Below are 18,682 nucleotides of genomic sequence, written 5' to 3'. Positions count from 1 at the left end.
CTGTCGTCATATCTCGCAGCCTTGCTGCGCCTGTAAATATTGAAAGCCCAGCTAATGCTAGGTAAATTCCCTAGCGTGAACAATGCGGTGTGAGTGCCATCCGGTCAAGACCTGCGACTCGTGATCACCTTTATTTCACGGCTATTTTGCCAAGCCAACGCAGTTAATGAAACTGTCACTAGCTACACGCATCGCAGCAACAACCAGATTCTTGTAAAACAGCCCTATTCGCCTCGAACTACAATTCTTTACGCTCACGACTCCATCTCGCCATACCCTTCACTCAGAGCAGATGGTTTCAACCTTTGGGACAGCCATCCATTGCTCACGGCGTTCTATCAGGCGACCTAAACCGGGAATTTCATTGACCCGCAAACCATAGTTTTGATCTCTATTAGCTGCGCGTACTCCACACTCCTGAGCAACTAATCGGCCGTTATATTGACCCGTTTTCGGATCAGGGTCAGCATTGGTGAACAATGTGAACTCCCCATTCCTGCCGTATGCAAGGGTCATATAAGCAGTCGTACTCACCACATCGTCAACATACAGTGCATCCCAAGGAATGCTGATTTCCACGCGGTACGCACGTCCAGTTACGATTTCTGTCCACTCAGAATAGATATCGACAACCTGATCACCTTCATTATCCCATGGGAGAGTTGTTAACGTCGTACTACCACCTCGGGGATTCAACCAACGCGAAGAGGCTAATGTTGGGAAGCTCCCCATATTCTCACCATTAACTGTCAGCGCATCCAGCATAACTGGCGTGCTTTGGTGTGACGCATCATTAAAAATCAGGTGAGTCGGGCGACTTTGACTAAACAAGCCCATGGCCCCAGCTTCACCAATAAGTTGGGAAGCAATCATCGCTATACCCAATAAATATAATCCTAAATGGCGCATTTTTACACCTCTAGCTTCTGATCATCCGCAGCTAGAACAGTTGGCGGAATAGCATTCATCCGGTCGCGTAGTGCTTCAATCTTGCGATCCTCTTGCACCTCAGACATGCAAATTTTTCGAAGCAAATCCTCGGGGTCTTTTTGCTCGAATCCAGGCCCATAGAAAACTTCCCAACAGGCCAAGAGGTAGAGGTGGTCCATCTGTTTAATTCCCACAGGCATCATACGGTCAAATAGACCCTGCACACGACGAAGAACCATATCTTTCGGCCTATCCTCGTTTAGATGTTCAGCGAAAGTGCGCTCAATTCGGCGCGTCACCTCTTCCATATCACGATCCAACCGCGCGCGCCTAATGGCCCCAACCTCTCCCGCTGTCAGAATAAAGGGTTTACCCTCCAAACTCCGCGGTCTCATGTATTTTTCCGGCTCTGCCTCAATCTCGGTAAGACACCATTGAGAAGGACGGTTTTCCAGCAAAAACATACGGTTAATGCAAGCGCTCTCACGGCAAAACCAATGTGCAACGCGGGACTCATCATCCTTAATATGTGTAAGGTATGCGGCCATCGGGGCCGGCTCCCAGAAGCGGAAGTAATAGGCCTCACCAGAATCATATTTCATCCGGTAAAATCGATTCCAATGTTGCCACACTGCGTCAAAATCCGAACTGGCTCGAAAGAAAATCCCCGGCTCAAGGCGGGCAATATTCCACGGGGTATCCTCCCCCTCTAAGTGAGTGAATAATAGCCGGGTTAGCGTATCAACCTCACTTAGCACCACAAGCCACGGCGCCACGTAGCCGTATCCGTCTTGTGCCTCGCCCTTAAAGAGGCGCCGATGCGGCAACACATCGTCCTCCAACATGGTTTGCAGATTATCGACCTTGGCCGCGTCAAGAATGGCATAGAGGACAGTGTCCGTCTCCCCTTGCGGGAAGATCAACTCTTGCAGATCTTCAGGAACAAACCGGCGCGGATGAACCCCACGCTGATTGTCCAAAAGTTGAATCCTCTCATGGACTGTCAACCGTAACCCGAGAACAGGTCCGCCACCGGATTTCGCCGTCGGCTTGCCGGAGGCAGACCCACCTGCCACCGGTCTAGAACTGCAACCTGATCTGAGCCGTAAGGCCGTAGCTGTTGATGCTACCCGAAAAGCGCCCATCAGCCCGAACCGAAGCGTTCAACTGCTTGGCGGCCCCGATTTTACCTTCGTCGAGGATTTTCACGTAGTTCACACCCAAGCTAAGCTCTGCATAGGCCCCAAGGTTCTCGGAGGTCAGGTTTTGGGTCGTCCCAGAAGTATCCGTATAAATTGACCGGCGCTCTTTACCAAAGTCATTATAATAGGTCCCGGTCGCAAAGACATTGGTGGCCGATGTACCATCTTCCCCGAAGAATGTCTTGGCAAGGGTGCCCCCAACAAAACCGATGGCCGTAGTGCTGTCCAACGTCTGGAGCGTCGCCCCATTTGTAAACGTCAACGTCGCACCAGAAGTCTGGGTGATCCCAAAGCCTGCTGTTGGCACGAAAGTCCAACCGCCCTCTTGTAGCGGGATAGCGTAGCTAAGTGCACCCGACACTGTATAGGCTTTCGTCTTCAACTTAGACCCGTTCAATGAAAGGCCAGCATTCGTGCCAACAGCAGTGTTGGTGAACGTATACTCTGTCTGCTCACCGCGAACCTGCAAGTCAGCCGACAATGCGCCTTTCGCGGCGGCAACATAAAGGCCTGCGTAAGTTTGGCGGAAGTCGCCGTCGGTAATAGAGGTAACATTCCCTGTCACCTGCGTTGCATTATTCTGGTTCACAGCAAACACTGGCTGCGAGGTTGAGCCTTGGTTGATCCCGAGGATACCACCAAAGGCTAGGTCCCAGCCGCCGAAAGTACCGTTAAAGCAACCCCAGTCGCCGCCTATCTGAAGGCCTCCATAAGTTGCATCGACAGTAGAGGAGATGTTGGAAACGGCGTTTGACGTAGCCCCAGTAACCTCTGCCGTACCGCCAACAACGCGACCCCATGCGCCAGTGCCACAACTGTCCTCGTCCTCATATGCAAGACCAGAAACAAACGGGCTGGAAGGCCGGTTGATCACGGTGCCGATCAAAGATTGCGTCAAGACCACATTGCCCGCGATTGCGCCAATACCTGGGTTAGGTTGAGCCGCCAAGCTCAAGTCTCCAGTAACCGGATTTTGGATCAAGCCCAGAACAATATCGCCACCTGCGCCAGGAAGACCTGTAGCGTTGAAACTGAAGTTGTTCCCGCCCAATCCGAAGGCATTATCAACATCAAATACCAAAGCTGCTGGGTCACCAATCGCAGGAGTCGTGGAACCCGCAGGGAAGGTAAACACCAGAGAATGCGACCCTGTAGTCGCTCCCCCCGTGACAACGACACTATCACTAGCCAATCCACCAACCGTTGCGGCATCCATGTTGAATGTACCGCTGCCGCTCAGGCCACCGGCGATATTAATCACGTCAGTTGTCGCCCCATTTTGCGTATCAATCGTACCGTTGTTAGTCAGCCCGCCAGAACCGACTGTAAAGCCGCCTGTTGTGGTGACAGTACCGGAGTTGGTCAGGCCACCATTGAACGTACCCGCATTAGAAACCAGATTAGTCGCGGCATTGTCGAAGCCACCATTCACGGTGCCCTCAATGTTAACCACACCCGCGCTTGCAGCGTTGGTTGCTCCTGTCCCTGTCGTAAGGGTCTCGCCCGCGGCCACATCGAACGTACCGCCACCAGAGTTGGTCAGCCCGCCGGTCACCGCCAACGCAGTTGCAATATCCAGCGTCGCCGTGTTGCTCACAGCGCCTACGGTCCCCGAAAGGGTCGCAACATTCGTGTTCGTTACAGTCCCGGTCACCGTACCAGTGCTGGTCAAAGTCCCCGCATTCGTCACGCTGCCGCCGACAGTGCCGGAGTTGGTGGCCGTTGTGCCTGCCGCTGTCGTCACGTTGCCGTTGATCGCGTTTTGGTTGTCCAAGGTGCCACCGTTGATCGTCACGTCACCCGACACTGTTGCGCCGGTGTTCGTCGTGTCACCCCCGCTTTGTGTCACGCTCGCCACGGTGCCCGTGTTCAGGTCAAGGTCCGCCGCATTCGTAATCGCGCCAACCGTACCGCCGTTCACGTCAACCGTGCCCGCTTGGTTGTCCAAAGTGTCCAAAGTGCCCGAGGTATCCAGCGTACCGCCAGTGTTAATCGTCGCACCCGTCACCGAACCAGTTGTGCTCACCACGGCTGTCGCGGAGTTGCTTAGCGAGGCCAGTTGGCCGTCCGCCTGCAAAGTGCCGGAGTTGGTAACCGCGCCGACCATGGTGCCTGCGTCGATGTTAGCGATGTTGCTGTTCGTGATCGCACCTGCGGTACCACCATCAACATTCAACGTCCCCGCATTCGTTACATCAGCCAAAGTCCCGGTGCTGTCCACCTGAGCCCCAGCAGCAATCGTCGTCGTGCCACCAATGGAGCCAGCATTCGTCACCGTGCCGCCTGTAACTCCGGCCGTGGCGTTCACAGTACCGTCCGTGCCAATAGTAGTGCTCCCGGCAGAAACGCTCAGCGATGCCACCGATGCCGCAGCCCCTGCACCATTACCGATAACGGTCGTGCCTGCGCTCGTCACCACGCCAGCGGTGCCATCATTGATATTCAAGATGCCACCCGTGTTGCCCACATCGGCCAAAGTGCCCGTCGAGTTTACAGTGCCACCGGCAACGGTGGTCGTGCCAGTAACAATGCCCGTAGTGCCTATTGTAAAGGTTCCGGTGTTATTTAGCAGCGTGGTCGTAATCGTCGCTCCGTCCAGCGTGCCTAAGCCACCATCATTGACAACCGAGGCGACAGTCCCGCCGTTAACGTCCAAGACCCCATCAGAGTTAATCGTAACCGCGCCATTCAGCGCGCCAGTCGATATGACTGTGGCCGTTGTCGCATCGGAGTTACCCACGGTCGTCGCACCCGTCACAACACCGTTCGACGCAACTGTCGTCGTCGCATCAGTGACCGTCAGAGCCTCAACCGTAGCGGCTGGCACGCCGCCATCGCCAATCAACGTCGTGCTTGCACTTGTAATCTCCCCAGCCGTCCCGCTGTTCACGTTCAAAGTACCCGCGCTGTTATTCACCGTGCTGCCGACCGACAAAGCACCCGTCGAGTTCAGCGTCCCGCCAGTCACACTCGTCGTGCCGTCCACCGTGCCAGCGTTATTGGTCGTACCACCAGCATTTAGGAAATTACCTGTCGTACCGGAAGCGAGGTTGTTGAACGTGCCTCCTAATCCATTGGTCGTCAGTGCAAGGTTGTCCGCCACACCACCTGTACTGTTGATCCGGCCCCCATTGTTGATGATAGCCGCTGTAGTATTTGTCAAAGAACCGACTTGAAGGATTGAATTTGCGCCAATATCAATCTGCGCCCCTGCACCAGTATTGTTCAGCGTAACAGCCGCACCGCCGAAGGTGTCACCTGCGCCAATGTTTATCGTACCAGCAACCGAGTTGTTCAAAATATCCGCAGTGCCGTCACCCACAGTAATTACGCTGCCAGTGCCCGCCGTAGTGATCGAGCCGGTGTTGTTAAGCGCCTCGCCGCCTACGTTGTCATTGTCCGCGTTGATCGTGCCGCCACCAGCAAAGGCAATCACACCACCGCCAGCATTATTATTGATCGCGCCAGCATCCTCCACGGACCCACCATCGGCCACATTAATAGTCGCGTTATTATCATGGGTATTGCCCGTACCAACAAGGCTCGCACCAGTGCCGATAGCAATAGTGCCGCTCTCATTGGTAATGCTATCCGCAGTTAATACCGCATTGGCGCCAAGGGTCGTATTGCCCGCATTGGTAAACTCACCCACCGCATTGCCATTGGTCGTTGGCCCCGCATTAGCAGTATCCACGGTGACGGATGCGTTATCCTCAAGCACCAAATCACCGTTATTATCCAACGATCGCACGCCAGTTACAGCATTGCCGGTTTCGACAGTCAGCCCGCCCGCTGGACCGACAATGGTCGAGTCGTTGGTAATGTCAAAGCCGCCCGCATCAATAGAGGCTACAACGTCAGTGTCACCACCAGCGCCGACCGTCAGATTACCCGTAAGGTTCGCTGCAATGTCTTGAATACCCGCGTTGGTGATATTGCCGTCCAAGGTGACGCCCGCACTCACGTTGGAGGCCGCACCAAGCACAATGTCGTTAGCTGTCACCGTCAGGCCATTGCCCGAACTGTCATTGAGTGCTGCGTTATTGGTAAAGGTCTGGTCTTCACCAAGCGCACCCTCAACAGTCAAAACAACCGCAGCACCAGCGCCCGTATTATCAACTGTACCGTCGTTTGTTACGTCGCCATTAACCGTCGTGTTTGACGCAATGGTGAAAACCGCGCTGGCTCCGCCATCCACAGTCACATCGTCACCAAAACTAGCGCCACTTGCAACGACCGTACCATCATTAATGGTAGTAGTCCCGTCAATCGTACCGCTGTTGGCTGTAAACGTACCGGCCGTATTGGTCAGATTACCCCCGATGGAGCCGCCTCCAATGCTACCGCCTGCCGTGCTCAAATTACCCGTAATGTTACCCGTGGTGACCGTCGTCCCTGTGGTCGTCAGCGACCCGTTGATGGTCCCGCCAGTGTTGCTCACATCGCCTGTCGCATCATGCGCGTTCGCCGTCGTGGTCCCCAGCGTGCCTGTGTTGGTAATCGTCGTCGCACCCGTCACGTTGCCCGTCACGGTATTCGCGTTGGTCAGCGCAGCGGCAGTGGTGAACGTCACGTTCCCACCGATAGAACCTGTGCCATTATTCGTAACAGCAGCAGCGGTGCTCACATCGCCAGTAATCGTGCCATCTGTGTTATCAAGCGTGCTCGCAGCGCCTGTGATCGTCAGGTCGCCGTTGATCGTGCTGGTACCAGAATTGTTAAGCACAATACCGCCCGCAGTATGAGCGTTCGTCCCATCCGTCCCGATCGTGCCACCGGTATTGGTCAGCGCGCCTGCGGTACTTACATCCCCAGTTATACTACCAGTGGTGTTGTCGAGAACAGTTGTACTCAAGGAGGCAACATCACCGAAAATCGTCCCTGTATTCGTCAAGGTGCCGCCATTCATCGTGATGTCGGTATCAGCCGAACCCGACCCGATTGTACCAGCATTAGTAATGGTCGACGTATCGTTATTGGTGATCGACGCGGCCTCTAGAACCTCGCCCGAGCCCACAACAATAGAACTGGCCAGAAGCCCGCCATTGACCACCGCACCCACATTGGTCATCGAACCTACACTCAGGTCCAACACACCGCCACCGGGCGTCGCCGCAGCGCCATCCGTGCCGTTGTTGAACGCCGATCCATCGGCATCTACCGAGCCAGCAGAAACCGTAATCGTGCCCGTGTTGTTCACGCCCACAGCCGACGACAAAGTACCACCATTGGCAAAGGTAATAGATGCCCCTGCGTTATTATTGATGGTCACCGCCTCTAGGGTTTGCCCAGCGGCGACAGTTACCGTCAGATTGTTGTCCAACGCACCGATATTGGTGATCCCACCAGTCCCAACCGCCAAAACACCGTCATTGGTGACGTCATTGCCGCTGAAATCAACAGCAGCGGTATTTGAGAAGTTACCATTAGTTTGGTTTGTTAGCGCGTAAGTCAACGTGCCTGCTTGGCTCAGCGTAATATCAGATGTCAGTTGCGCCATTTGGAAGTTAACGGCTGAAAGCCCCGAGAAATCAGCACCGCTAGCAAGTGTAACGGAGCCGCCAGCCCCAAAGGTCAGCGCATTCCCGCCGCCAACCGAGCCATTCCCGCTATACGTATACGCACCCGTTAAAGTCGTATCAGACGACAATGTCACCGTGCCTGTATTCGTAAACACACCGCCAACCGTATTGGTCCCACCAACCGTCAGGCCACCTGCGTTCACAACGCCTGATGCACCAACAGTTGCACCATCCAGCGTCCCCGTTGCGCCCAATGCGATGTCCAAGCCACCGACCGACGCCCCTGTATCCACAGAAACCGAGCCCGCATCTACATCCACAAGATTGGTCACGGATGAGGTTGCACCAGAAATAGTAGTAGACCCACCAAGCGTCTGGTCAACATTTCCGACCGCCACATCGTCAATAATCACTGTGCCGCCAGCATTGTTCAGATCGGTCACGTTACTGCCCGCATTCAGCGTCACATTGATACCGCTCGCGACCGTTAGATCGGCAGAAACAAAGTCCACATCACCTGTGATGTTTGTCCCGGCATTTAAATCAACATCCGCCGAAGAGATCGTCAGCGTGCCGCCATTCGCGTTCAAGTCATCAGAGTTGATAACCTGATCCGCGCTCACCGTGTGAGTGCCGCCATCACCTATAATGTCGCCAGAGTTAGTCAAAACCCCCGTTGCAGTCGTATCCGCCGTTACATTGGCAGTTCCGGTATTCGTCAGCCCGCCCCCGAAAGAGCCACCATTCATGTTCAACGTACCCGCATTTGTCGCGAGGCCAGTCACGCTGGCACCAGAGGCAACATTCATCGTTCCGCTGGTATTATCCGCGGCCGAAGCGACGCTGGCACCTGAATCCAAGCTCAGAATCCCGCCACCAGAATTGACTACGCCACCAGTTACCGCACCACTTAGTGCAAGTGTGCCAGCGCCAGTATGTGTGACAGTATCCGTCGAAAGAGCCGTCGTGATGTCGCCGGAAATGGTTAAATCCCCACCCCCTGAAACCACGATACTGTCCGCTGCCGCGATCCCCCCTTGGATCTCGACCACAGCATCCGTTCCGACTGAAATCGCTTCATCTGTTCCATCAAGGACAAACGACAACGATTGTGCCGTAGCGTCGATGATGACATCAGCGTCGCTACCAAAGCTCAGATCGCCAACAGTAACACCACTCACGAGCGTAACGGTATACGGCGTGCCTACCCCGGAATCTTCAAAGGTTGCATCATCGTTGTCATTGAAAATTGTATTACTGGCACCCCCATCAGAGGTCCAAGTTCCCGGCAAGGCCCCTGAGTTCCAACTCCCATCCGCACTTTGTATACCCGCAGCAACATCGGTATCCCAAGTCAGATCGGCCTGCGCATGGGCACTTCCTACCGAGTAAAGACTTCCCATCGCCAGAAGCGTTGTGACCGCGAGCACCGAGGTGGTAGAGCGTAAAGTCAGCTTCTTATAGGGCGCGAAAGAAGCAGGGAACTGGGCATTAAAAGCAAACATGTAAAATAACTCCGGGAAATTCGGTTTGCGCATAGCTTACACAGATGAGTGTGCCATTCAACACTTTGGCGAAAACTTGCCTAAATTAAGTCATAGTTAATAAAATATGTTGACGTCAGGACACACGCCTAAATAGCTAATACTTATCAGTGCCTTACGAAAAGCGTTTAGGATTTTATTGAACTTAGACACCTAAAATCCCCAGTGAAACAGGTGTTCTGAAACCTTCCACCTCAACAACAAAGGCAATCCAGCCTTGGTGCAGCGAATGCATTACAATACACTTCGCCACAAAAGCGCTGAGCTCGGCGCCCTATAAACTGGCCAAAATTGGCCCCTGAAAATGATATTCAGACAGCCGAAACTTCACCGCTAGACAGCGCCTCTAGTAGAAGAACGCGGCGTTATTCCCAAGGATAATTTGCAGCGCATAGATCCCAAGCAAGGCCACTACAGGGCTAAGATCCACTCCGCTCATCTGAGGTAACATTCGGCGGATTGGACCATAAAGCGGCTCTAACAAGAGATTCAAACCATCCCAAATTTGAGCAACCAGAGGTTGACGCAAATTAAGCACTCCGAAACTGACGAGCCAGCTCATAACAAAGTGGATCAAGATGACTGTTCGGGCCAAGCCAAGCACCATCATTAAGATTTCGTAAAGGGACGTCATTGAAGCTCTCCAGTCGCAACTCCCGCTTAGGTAAGGCGCAAGCCACCTGCGCGCAAGGTATGACGCCATATCATTGTAAAACATATCTGGAATGGGGCAGCCAGCATAAGGGCCACCGGGGCTCTATCGCAAAGCTTTTCTAGGTATGAAGAATGCTGTTAATAATCTGCATCATGGCATTTTGTATCCTTCGGGGAAGACGACATGGCGGGCTGGAGTGCTATTTTTCTTGCTCACGCCACCGAAGCAACAGCGGCGACGGATATTGCTAAAAACTACTTCCTGCCCGGCTATCTCGAAGCCCCGATCAAAGCCTTCGTCGATCACTACAATCACCAGCGCTACCACGAGAGCCTGAACAACGTCACGCTCGCCGGCGCCCACTTCGGCCGCGACAAAGACACTCTAAAGCAAAGGGAAAAGATCAAACGAAAGACGCTCGAAACGCGATGCTTGCATCACAGACAACGCGCCGCATAATGAAACCAACCAGATGTGCCAACCCCTCTCTTAGTTTAAGCTGCCATTGGTTCCAAAAATTCTAACAACGGACAGATAAGTGTTAAAAGCACCACGTACTTTAACTAGGATTAGAAAAGATTTTCCATCCCTTTGTAGGCATACGAAATACCGGATGATAAAGGGTATAATGTGGCCTGAATCGAATGGTAGATGTCCGGCTTGCCCACGAACTGTGTCTCTGTTGGCTGGCCAGATGCGTCAATTTCCGGGAACCATCCTCCCCTTTCATGATCAATAAAATACTGGTCTGCGAACGTCCAAAGCTTACGATAGCATTCTTCATCGCGTTTAGATGGATCGCATTTCAACAGGGCCGCAAGTACCCCGATTGCCTCGGTCACTGGCCACCAATAACGGTTGGAAATTGCAGGCGTCCTATCAAAGTTCAACGTGTAAACAAGCCCTCCTCGCGGCTGATCCCACGCATCCGTCAAAGCGCGATATGTGATGTTGCGGGCCGTTTGCACTGAAGTGTCGTCTGGCCGGCCTTTCAGGTCCCAATACTGAAGCAGCAACCGAGCCCACTCAAAAGAATGCCCCGGTGTTGTACCCGCAGGACGAAACATTGAGTTTCCACTGTAAGTGCGGTCAATTTCCCAGGTTTCTGTATAATGCTCTGGAAGGCACCAATCCTCTGCGGGGGCAATTTTATTCAGGAAGAAATCTAAAATACGTCCGGCGCGATTCAGAAATTTCTCACGTCCGGTCGCCTCATAGGCAGCTAACAGAGCTTCTACCCCGTGCATGTTGGCATTCATACCACGATACTTAGAAAATGGCGTCCAGTCCCTGTTCCATTCATCACAGAACAACCCATGTTCGTCGTCCCAGAAATAGGCATCCAGAATAGCATTCACATCATTGAGCAGCTTCTCAGCGTCCGGGTGACCTGCGGCAAGAGCGCTGGACCCAGCAAGCAATACGAACACGTGACCATAGGCAAGTTTGCGATCATCATGGATGCCGGTTTCATCAAGTGCCCATAGATACCCGCCATGCTGTGGATCTTGATGGTGACCAAAAAGATAACGCACACCTTGGTCAATGATACCGTCGCAATTTGTTATGCCTGCCAACTTTCCCAAGGCATAAGAGTGCACCAAACGGCTTGTTGTGTGAAGCTCTTGCACCGTACTCGCAAGGGGTGACCCATCATGCTTTAGAGTGTGGAAACCTGCCTTCGGATGCAGGCTGGACTGAAAGAAATCAAACTGCTTTTGAACGCCGGCCAGCAGGTATTCTTTATGGAGGTTTGTCTCCAACCAACGATCACAATGAGTGTCCGGTCCGAGAGTTAAAATGCTCATTGCAAAATACCTTTTGGGGTTTGGGCCACGTTCAATCCTCGAAGGATGTGGACACTGGTTGAATGTATTGAAGAGAGTCCGCAGGTTCGCCGTTAATTCGACGCATCAGTAACGATGCCATTCTTCTGCCTGCTGTGGGCAGATCTTCGAATAGGCTTTCAATCCGCGGGCGCACTAACCCGAAAAGACCGGTGGTTTGTTTTACTACTAGGCGGACATCGCGCCAAGGAACCAAAGTAACGAGCATCGCCCCGTTTTGATCCATGCGATGTATCGTTGATTGCCCATTCATCCCAGTAGTTTCCATGCCTATCTAAAGAGCTCTCTTAGTAAACGAGTTGCCTAGGACAGCTAGGGGCAATTTAGGATCGCACAATTTTTCTAACCGAGAAATTTAGGTAATTGGCCTGAGTGAAGCCCCCAGAGCATGTTTAAGTCACGTCACTTCTTCAATTAATGAAGCTCTAGATTCAGATCAGAGAATCACGTCTACGAGCGTCTTTTCGTTACTAATTTACGTTGACGTCAATAAAACAAGGTAAGATATTCCTTGCTTCGCCGAGGCCGAAGGCCCTAGGTCAGGGAGACCTCTGCTGGGAAGAACACGATTATGACGACCACTGCCAAAAAGCGTATATGGGGCTGGTTTATGTTTGACTGGGCCACCCAGCCATACAATTCCTTGCTGCTTACCTTTTTATTTGGCCCCTATTTTGCGGAAATTATTTCTGCCAGATACATCGCATCCGGCATGGATATGGGCCTCGCAAAGGCCAACGCGCAGGCTATGTGGGGATGGGGGCTTACAATATCAGGTCTAGCCATCGCTTTATGTGCACCTATTTTAGGGGCTCTAGCCGATAGTTATGGACGGAAATTACCCTACATGTGGGTGTTTTCTATTTTCTACATACTTGGGGCTATAGCGACGTGGTTCGCTGTTCCTGAAACATTTAATCTAGTTTTAGTAATGGGGTTATTCATAGTCGGTTTAATCGGCATGGAGTTCGCCACTATTTTCACGAATGCAATGCTGCCAGAGCTTGGCACTAAAAATGAAATCGGGCGTATCTCCGGATCGGGATGGGCCATGGGCTACTGGGGCGGGCTTGCCGCATTGGTCTTCGCACTATTATTTCTGGCAGAAAACAACGAGGGCAAGACACTCATCGGCATTTCACCCTTAGGCGGTTTGGACGCGGAAATGCGCGAAGGAACTCGGTTCGTTGGTATATTTTCAGCAATTTGGTTCGTAGTTTTCATGGTTCCATTTTTCATGTGGGTGCATGATCCTAAGGATCGCCCTGCGCGCACAAAAGGTGTCGTTAAAGAGGCCCTTCGCAACTTGAAATCCACCATCCGCAAGTTACCCCGAACCCCCAGTCTTGCATGCTATCTTGGCTCTTCCATGTTGTACCGAGATGCACTGAATGGAATGTATACGTTCGGAGGCATCTATGCAGGCGGCGTATTGGGCTGGAGTGTCGTTGATATCGGAGTGTTTGGAATACTGGCGATGGTTTTTGGGGCCATCGCGGCCTTTCTTGGGGGTCGAGCGGATAGCTATTTTGGCCCAAAACCCGTAATACTGGTATCAATTGTTGCATTGATTATAGCCGCAGTTTCCATTGTTTCGATCACACCAACATCGTTGTTCGGCATTCCCGTGTTGGACGAAGCAATGCTTGCGGGCCGCACCGCATCCGACATCGCCTTCTATCTTGCAGGGTGCTTAGTTGGGGCTGCCGGCGGTACAATCCAGACGGCATCTCGCACCATGATGGTGCGCCAAGCGAACCCCGCCCACATGACCGAAGCTTTTGGTTTATACGCGCTGGCGGGCAAGGCGACATCTTTCCTAGCTCCATTTCTAATTGGGGTGGTAACTTTACTGTCCGGCTCTCAGCGGATTGGCGTCACTCCGCTGATCGCGCTCTTTCTTTTGGGGCTAGTCCTGTTAATCTGGGTAAAACCAGACGGAGAGGACGACGCAGTATGGGCATCCGACACCTGATAGCCACGGCTTTGACGCTGGCTTGTATCGCCAGCACTGCCAATGCCGAAAAATTGGCCAAGCAACATTTTGGGGCCAAGCGGGATGGCTCGCATCAAAAGGCCGCATCTTTTGGCTCTTACGCCAAAGGCTGTGGCGCAGGGTTGGTTCAAATGCCGCAATCCGGCCCAACGTGGCAATCCATGCGCCTGTCTCGAAACCGCAATTGGGGCCACCCAGAGCTAATAGACTTCGCCCAAAACCTAAGCCGAACGGCAGTCAAGCAAGGCTGGAAAGGTCTCTATTTCGGGGACTTTTCACAACCGCGTGGCGGCCCGATGCTATCAGGGCATCGCAGCCATCAAATTGGACTAGATGCAGACATCTGGATGAATCCGGTTGGCTCCGTTGATTTAGGCCGCAAGAAACGGGAAAATATCTCGGCCATCTCAATGCGCCGCGCCAAAGGGGCCTTTGTGAATGACAAATGGACCCGCGCGCACCATGAGATTTTGAAAGCTGCTGCAAGCGACCCGCGCGTTGCGCGCATCTTTGTGTTTCCCGGTGCCAAAGTTCAAATGTGCAAGGATGAAAAGGGGCGCAGCAAGAGAAAGCGGGCTTGGCTGCGCAAGCTGCGTCCTTGGTGGGGACATCACTACCATTTCCATGTGCGCTTGGCTTGCCCAAAAGGATCGCGCGGATGCGTGAACCAAAACCCGCCGCCCGCAGGTGACGGATGTGCTGATGCCCAAAAGTGGGTTGATGATATTTTGAACCCGCCCCCTCCGCCTCCACGCCCTAAAAACCCACCGAAGGTTAAGAAACGTCGTGAACTGGTGTTATCTGATTTGCCAAAAGCATGTGTTGGCGTATTAAACTCCAACTAGCGCTCGCAGCCTTTGTGCTGTCAGCAGGGGGCGCTTGTGCGCAATCCCTTGAGTTCATGAGCCGGTATACATGGCGAAACCCCATAGACGGGTTTGGCGGATTTTCATCTATTGAGCTAAGCCGTGACGGTGAAGCCTTCGTTGCGACAACAGATAAAGGGTTGTTCGCCGAGGGGCGTATCCTACGCGAAGGCGGGCGTATTCGTGGGATCGATAATCAGCGATTTAACACCATTCTGAACCCCAAAGGTGCCCCATTACGTAGCTACCGTACCGATGCCGAAGGTCTGGCGATTTCAGCGGATGGTACAATTTACGTCTCGTTCGAGGGAACGCATCGTGTAATGGGGTATGACAGCCCAAAAGGGGCTGCTATCCCCTTACCCAACCTCCCGTGGCGCAATGACTTGCAGGGGAATTCATCATTAGAATCTTTGGCTATTGATGAGGCGGGTGTGCTCTACAGCCTGCCTGAACGCTCCGGTGATTTGAATCGCCCTTTTCCAGTGTATCGCTACAGAAATGGACACTGGGACCAAGCATTGCGTATTCCACGCCGTGGTGGGTTTTTACCAGTTGGGGCGGATTTTGGCCCTGATGGGCGATTTTATCTGTTGGAACGAGAGCTGACCGGATTGAGCGGTTTTGCAACCCGCGTGCGTAGTTTCAAACTTAGCCACAACGAACTGACTAACGAGCGTGAATTACTACGCACGACAGGCGGAACCCATGACAACCTAGAGGGCATAGCGGTTTGGGCCACCCCCGAAGGCGCAATCCGGGTAACCATGATCTCGGACGATAACTTCCGGTTTTTCCAACGCACAGAGCTGGTGGAATACCGTCTAGCGCAATAGCGCGCCCTCTATTTATGCCCGTCGATAACTGCAATTGCCTCTTCGGCAGTCTCAACGAAATGAAATAGTTTAAGATCTTCAGCAGCAATCGTGCCAGCCTCGGACAGAGCTTCCCAATTGATGATCGAGCGCCAAAAGGCCTCGCCAAATAGCACGAAGGGGATAGGCTCCATGCGGCCCGTTTGAATCAGCGTCAAGGCCTCGAACAGCTCATCCAAAGTTCCGAACCCGCCCGGGAAGACTGCGACCGCGCGTGCACGCATCAGAAAGTGCATTTTTCGGATCGCGAAATAGTGGAAGTTGAAACACAACTCCGGCGTGACATAAGAATTAGGTGCCTGCTCATGTGGAAGTACAATATTAAGCCCAATGGAGCGCCCGCCAGCATCTTGTGCACCGCGGTTCCCCGCTTCCATCACACCCGGGCCCCCGCCCGTGACAATAACATTATGGTGCCCGTCAGAGCGCTCTGTCATCATCTGTGCGAACTTGCGTGCCTCTTCATAATACTTAGACAAATCAGCCAACGTCGAGGTGCGCGCGCTATCCTTTTTAGCAGGCTCAGGTATCCGGGCACCCCCAAAAAGAACGATCGTACTTTCGATCCCGGCCTCATCCATCATCAGTTCTGTCTTAAGCAGTTCCAACTGCAAGCGCACAGGGCGCAACTCATCGCGGCACATGAAATCATCATCGGTGAACGCCAATGCATACGCAGGTGAACGCGTCTGCGGCGTATCGGGGGTCTGCTTAACCTCTTCCATATCCTGACGGGAATGGCGCATAGGGTGTTTGCGATTGATATCTGTCATAGCTCTGCCTCTTGATTGCGCGTGCGTATCGTTTCGGTCTATAGGCGTTTAACATTTGAAACCAGACACGAATGAGGGAGGCAACCATGTCCAATGCCCAACTAGAGACCGCTATTGAGGCCGCGTGGGAATCCCGCGATACAATTACGTCTGCCACCACGGGTGAGCAACGTGATGCGATCGAGGATACGTTGAGTGCCTTGGACAGTGGTGCATTGCGGGTGGCTGAAAAGCAAGCGGACGGGTCGTGGCATGTAAACCAATGGGCCAAGAAGGCCGTGTTGCTGGGATTTCGCATTAGCGACATGGAGCAACAATCAGGTGGGCCGCAAGGCTCTGGTTGGTGGGACAAGGTCGACAGCAAGTTCAAAGGCTGGGGCGATAATCAGTGGAAAGCCGCAGGATTTCGCGCTGTTCCAAACGCGATTGTGCGCAAATCTGCCTATATCGCACCGGGCGTGGTGTTGATGCCTTCCTTTGTGAACCTCGGGGCGCATGTAGGCGAAGGTACGATGGTTGATACATGGGCGACGGTCGGCTCTTGTGCGCAGATCGGCAAGCATGTGCACCTATCAGGCGGTGTGGGCATTGGCGGCGTATTGGAGCCGATGCAAGCAGGGCCAACGATCATTGAAGATAACTGCTTTATTGGCGCGCGTTCTGAGGTCGTTGAAGGGTGCATTATCCGTGAAGGCTCGGTGCTGGGTATGGGTGTGTTCATCGGGCAATCAACTAAGATTTTGGACCGCGACACTGGTGAAGTGACATATGGTGAAGTGCCACCTTATTCGGTGGTCGTGTCGGGCTCGATGCCCTCCAAGAATGGCGTGAACTTGTATTGCGCGGTGATTGTGAAGCGGGTGGACGAGCGTACGCGGTCCAAAACTGGCATCAATGAATTACTCCGAGATTAACGCGTAAAGCTTCGCCAACACAAATTCGTTTAGCCGTGCCTTAAGCGTTATATGCGCTCTTTTGGACGTGCATTTCGATACCAACAGGGGCCATCCGATGGCAAAAGAAAAGTCAAAACACCAAGTTTACACGTTGCTCATGGAAGTCGGGCGACGTGATGGTGACGGGCTGCCGGAGCATGCCTCCGGTGCAGCACTGATGTGTTATGCAAGCGGTGTCGACGAAGCCGAAGCAGTGCGTGAAACCGTCGCGTTGATGAAGCAAGCAGGGCTGGCACCGCTCGATGTGACAGGCTACGGCTCGCTCAATGACCGACTTGCCGAAGGCCACGACATAGACGACGAAGAGCGCGGCCTTATGCAACGCGCCCTTGATGAAAACTCCGTGGTCGTGGCTCAAACAACAGCGTTTTATGAAGGTGGTGAATAGGTTTTCAGCCCTAAAATCTAGCGGTACCGCGGCAACCTAAGCGGATGATAATAGTTTGTATTTCCCCGCATCTCTGCCAGATCGCGTGAAGGGTTGCTCGATATATCGGTAACTCAATGCCGCCAAAATTAGGCTTAAACCTAAAGTTACAATCATAGCAGAAATTGGCGGCAACTCGGTTCGAGCTATCCGCGCGATTGGGTAATGCCAAAGATAAATTCCAAAAGACAAAACCCCCAACCGCTGCAAAATAGGATGCGCTAAAAGTTGCGAAATTGGGTCTTTTTGCTGCCCGGCCATAGCAAGAATAAGAATCGAGCCTGAAATTTCAGTTCCCAAAACTCCTAAAAACAACGACCCACGGCTCATATAGTATGATTGCGTCAGAACCCAAACCAACCCCACAAGCGCCACTGCAATCCACAAACCACCATTTCGTACAATCCGAACATTCATGCTCCCCAGCAAAAACCCAAGAAGCAATCCACTGCCGCGAAACGCAGGAGAGGCATAGATCGTCCACCAGCTAAGGTCAGATTGAACCGCATTAAGGCGCGCGTATGTACTGGCGAGGTATGCCACAAGAAGCAGTGCGCCAATCTGGCTCTTAGGAGCTGCCCGAAAGAAATATGCAAATAAACCAAACGCCAGATAATACTGCATCTCGGTTGAAATGCTCCAAAAATGCCCCAAAAACCGTGGATCATTCCACACACCAGAGAAAATATTTTGGGTAAGGCTCAATGCCGCAAAAAAGTAACGCAGAGTTTCATCCACGCCCGCCATCCCCACAGTCGCAACCGCAATCACGCCAGCCACAAAGAAGGTTAACGGCAATACGCGACGCGCGCGACGGGTCATGAACAGTTGAAGGTCCATAACGCCCATTGGCGTCGCCTCAGCCATCAGAATTCGACCACACAGGTACCCACTAAGCAGGAAAAACAAATCCACACCCAAGAATCCCCCTTGGAATCCCGGAAGGTCCAAGTGAAACGCGAGGACCAGTAAACAGGCCAATCCGCGCAAGCCAGTCAAAGCAGGAACATGTGTCATATTTCGATGCCATTCTATCTTTGCAAACCTCGCTACCCCGAGATTTCGGCAAAAATGAGAAGATCAATAAAA

At 52.9% G+C, this 18,682-nt stretch carries 12 protein-coding genes and 1 pseudogene; 6 read left to right on the top strand and 7 right to left on the bottom strand.

The window, feature by feature from the left end; translation table 11 throughout:
- Positions 1-279: 279 nt before the first annotated feature.
- The 4 genes from AC3Y7R_RS07970 to AC3Y7R_RS07955 all read right to left on the bottom strand — a co-directional run bounded on the left by AC3Y7R_RS07970 (position 280) and on the right by AC3Y7R_RS07955 (position 9,832).
- Positions 280-909 carry a hypothetical protein gene (locus AC3Y7R_RS07970; protein ID WP_490041498.1) on the bottom strand — a complete coding sequence of 210 codons (630 nt, stop codon included), beginning with the start codon at positions 907-909 and terminating at the stop codon, positions 280-282.
- Between the two features lie 2 nt (positions 910-911).
- On the bottom strand, positions 912-1,910 hold the full coding sequence (locus AC3Y7R_RS07965) for a DUF4123 domain-containing protein (protein ID WP_490041497.1): 999 nt from the start codon (positions 1,908-1,910) through the stop codon (positions 912-914).
- 100 nt (positions 1,911-2,010) lie between these two features.
- Positions 2,011-9,159: a hypothetical protein gene (locus tag AC3Y7R_RS07960; protein WP_490041496.1), complete on the bottom strand. Its 7,149-nt coding sequence runs from the start codon at positions 9,157-9,159 to the stop codon at positions 2,011-2,013.
- A 385-nt stretch (positions 9,160-9,544) separates the two neighbouring features.
- The gene (locus tag AC3Y7R_RS07955; RefSeq protein WP_490041495.1) at positions 9,545-9,832 is read right to left on the bottom strand and encodes a YggT family protein; all 288 of its coding nucleotides are present in this window, start codon (positions 9,830-9,832) and stop codon (positions 9,545-9,547) included.
- Positions 9,833-10,096: 264 nt separating this feature from the next.
- On the opposite strand from AC3Y7R_RS07955, the pseudogene AC3Y7R_RS07950 reads away from it, so the two are divergent.
- Positions 10,097-10,312, top strand: a pseudogene (locus AC3Y7R_RS07950) (integrase core domain-containing protein); the annotation flags it as partial.
- 110 nt (positions 10,313-10,422) lie between these two features.
- Here the strand turns inward: AC3Y7R_RS07950 and AC3Y7R_RS07945 are convergent.
- Positions 10,423-11,661: an AGE family epimerase/isomerase gene (locus AC3Y7R_RS07945; protein WP_490041494.1), complete on the bottom strand. Its 1,239-nt coding sequence runs from the start codon at positions 11,659-11,661 to the stop codon at positions 10,423-10,425.
- 610 nt (positions 11,662-12,271) lie between these two features.
- On the opposite strand from AC3Y7R_RS07945, the gene AC3Y7R_RS07940 reads away from it, so the two are divergent.
- Genes AC3Y7R_RS07940 through AC3Y7R_RS07930 form a run of 3 tightly spaced genes read left to right on the top strand, consistent with a single transcriptional unit; the run spans position 12,272 to position 15,398 of the window.
- Positions 12,272-13,675 carry an MFS transporter gene (locus AC3Y7R_RS07940; RefSeq protein WP_490041493.1) on the top strand — a complete coding sequence of 468 codons (1,404 nt, stop codon included), beginning with the start codon at positions 12,272-12,274 and terminating at the stop codon, positions 13,673-13,675.
- Positions 13,657-14,541 carry a penicillin-insensitive murein endopeptidase gene (mepA, locus tag AC3Y7R_RS07935; RefSeq protein ID WP_490041492.1) on the top strand — a complete coding sequence of 295 codons (885 nt, stop codon included), beginning with the start codon at positions 13,657-13,659 and terminating at the stop codon, positions 14,539-14,541. The genes AC3Y7R_RS07940 and mepA overlap by 19 nt, the downstream gene beginning before the upstream one ends.
- Before the next feature lie 56 nt (positions 14,542-14,597).
- Complete coding sequence (locus tag AC3Y7R_RS07930) at positions 14,598-15,398, top strand: esterase-like activity of phytase family protein (protein WP_490041491.1); 801 nt, start codon at positions 14,598-14,600, stop codon at positions 15,396-15,398.
- Positions 15,399-15,406: 8 nt separating this feature from the next.
- Here the strand turns inward: AC3Y7R_RS07930 and AC3Y7R_RS07925 are convergent, their stop codons facing one another.
- The gene (locus tag AC3Y7R_RS07925) at positions 15,407-16,183 is read right to left on the bottom strand and encodes an LOG family protein (RefSeq protein WP_490041582.1); all 777 of its coding nucleotides are present in this window, start codon (positions 16,181-16,183) and stop codon (positions 15,407-15,409) included.
- 113 nt (positions 16,184-16,296) lie between these two features.
- Here AC3Y7R_RS07925 and dapD point away from each other — a divergent pair, with 113 nt between their 5' ends.
- Entirely contained in the window at positions 16,297-17,124 is an 828-nt protein-coding gene (gene dapD, locus AC3Y7R_RS07920; protein ID WP_490041490.1) for a 2,3,4,5-tetrahydropyridine-2,6-dicarboxylate N-succinyltransferase, read from the top strand.
- A 97-nt stretch (positions 17,125-17,221) separates the two neighbouring features.
- Positions 17,222-17,554: a DUF8846 family protein gene (locus AC3Y7R_RS07915; protein ID WP_490041489.1), complete on the top strand. Its 333-nt coding sequence runs from the start codon at positions 17,222-17,224 to the stop codon at positions 17,552-17,554.
- A gap of 36 nt (positions 17,555-17,590) precedes the next feature.
- Here AC3Y7R_RS07915 and AC3Y7R_RS07910 read toward each other — a convergent pair whose 3' ends face one another.
- A complete protein-coding gene (locus AC3Y7R_RS07910; protein WP_490041488.1) occupies positions 17,591-18,610 on the bottom strand; it encodes an acyltransferase family protein in 1,020 nt (339 codons plus the stop codon).
- Between the last annotated feature and the right edge of the window lie 72 nt (positions 18,611-18,682).

The organism is Litoreibacter sp., from assembly GCF_058136045.1.
Note: the sequence above shows the minus strand (reverse complement) of the source record. Positions and strands in the feature narration are given on the sequence as shown.

Bases quoted from the DNA above. Each gene is read 5' to 3' on its own strand.
- AC3Y7R_RS07940 (WP_490041493.1), top strand. From the start codon at position 12,272: ATGACGACCACTGCCAAAAAGCGTATATGGGGCTGGTTTATGTTTGAC.
- AC3Y7R_RS07970 (WP_490041498.1), bottom strand. From the start codon at position 909: ATGCGCCATTTAGGATTATATTTATTGGGTATAGCGATGATTGCTTCC.
- AC3Y7R_RS07910 (WP_490041488.1), bottom strand. From the start codon at position 18,610: ATGACACATGTTCCTGCTTTGACTGGCTTGCGCGGATTGGCCTGTTTA.
- AC3Y7R_RS07945 (WP_490041494.1), bottom strand. From the start codon at position 11,661: ATGAGCATTTTAACTCTCGGACCGGACACTCATTGTGATCGTTGGTTG.
- AC3Y7R_RS07925 (WP_490041582.1), bottom strand. From the start codon at position 16,183: ATGCGCCATTCCCGTCAGGATATGGAAGAGGTTAAGCAGACCCCCGAT.
- AC3Y7R_RS07960 (WP_490041496.1), bottom strand. From the start codon at position 9,159: ATGTTTGCTTTTAATGCCCAGTTCCCTGCTTCTTTCGCGCCCTATAAG.
- AC3Y7R_RS07930 (WP_490041491.1), top strand. From the start codon at position 14,598: ATGAGCCGGTATACATGGCGAAACCCCATAGACGGGTTTGGCGGATTT.
- AC3Y7R_RS07915 (WP_490041489.1), top strand. From the start codon at position 17,222: ATGGCAAAAGAAAAGTCAAAACACCAAGTTTACACGTTGCTCATGGAA.
- AC3Y7R_RS07955 (WP_490041495.1), bottom strand. From the start codon at position 9,832: ATGACGTCCCTTTACGAAATCTTAATGATGGTGCTTGGCTTGGCCCGA.
- mepA (WP_490041492.1), top strand. From the start codon at position 13,657: ATGGGCATCCGACACCTGATAGCCACGGCTTTGACGCTGGCTTGTATC.
- dapD (WP_490041490.1), top strand. From the start codon at position 16,297: ATGTCCAATGCCCAACTAGAGACCGCTATTGAGGCCGCGTGGGAATCC.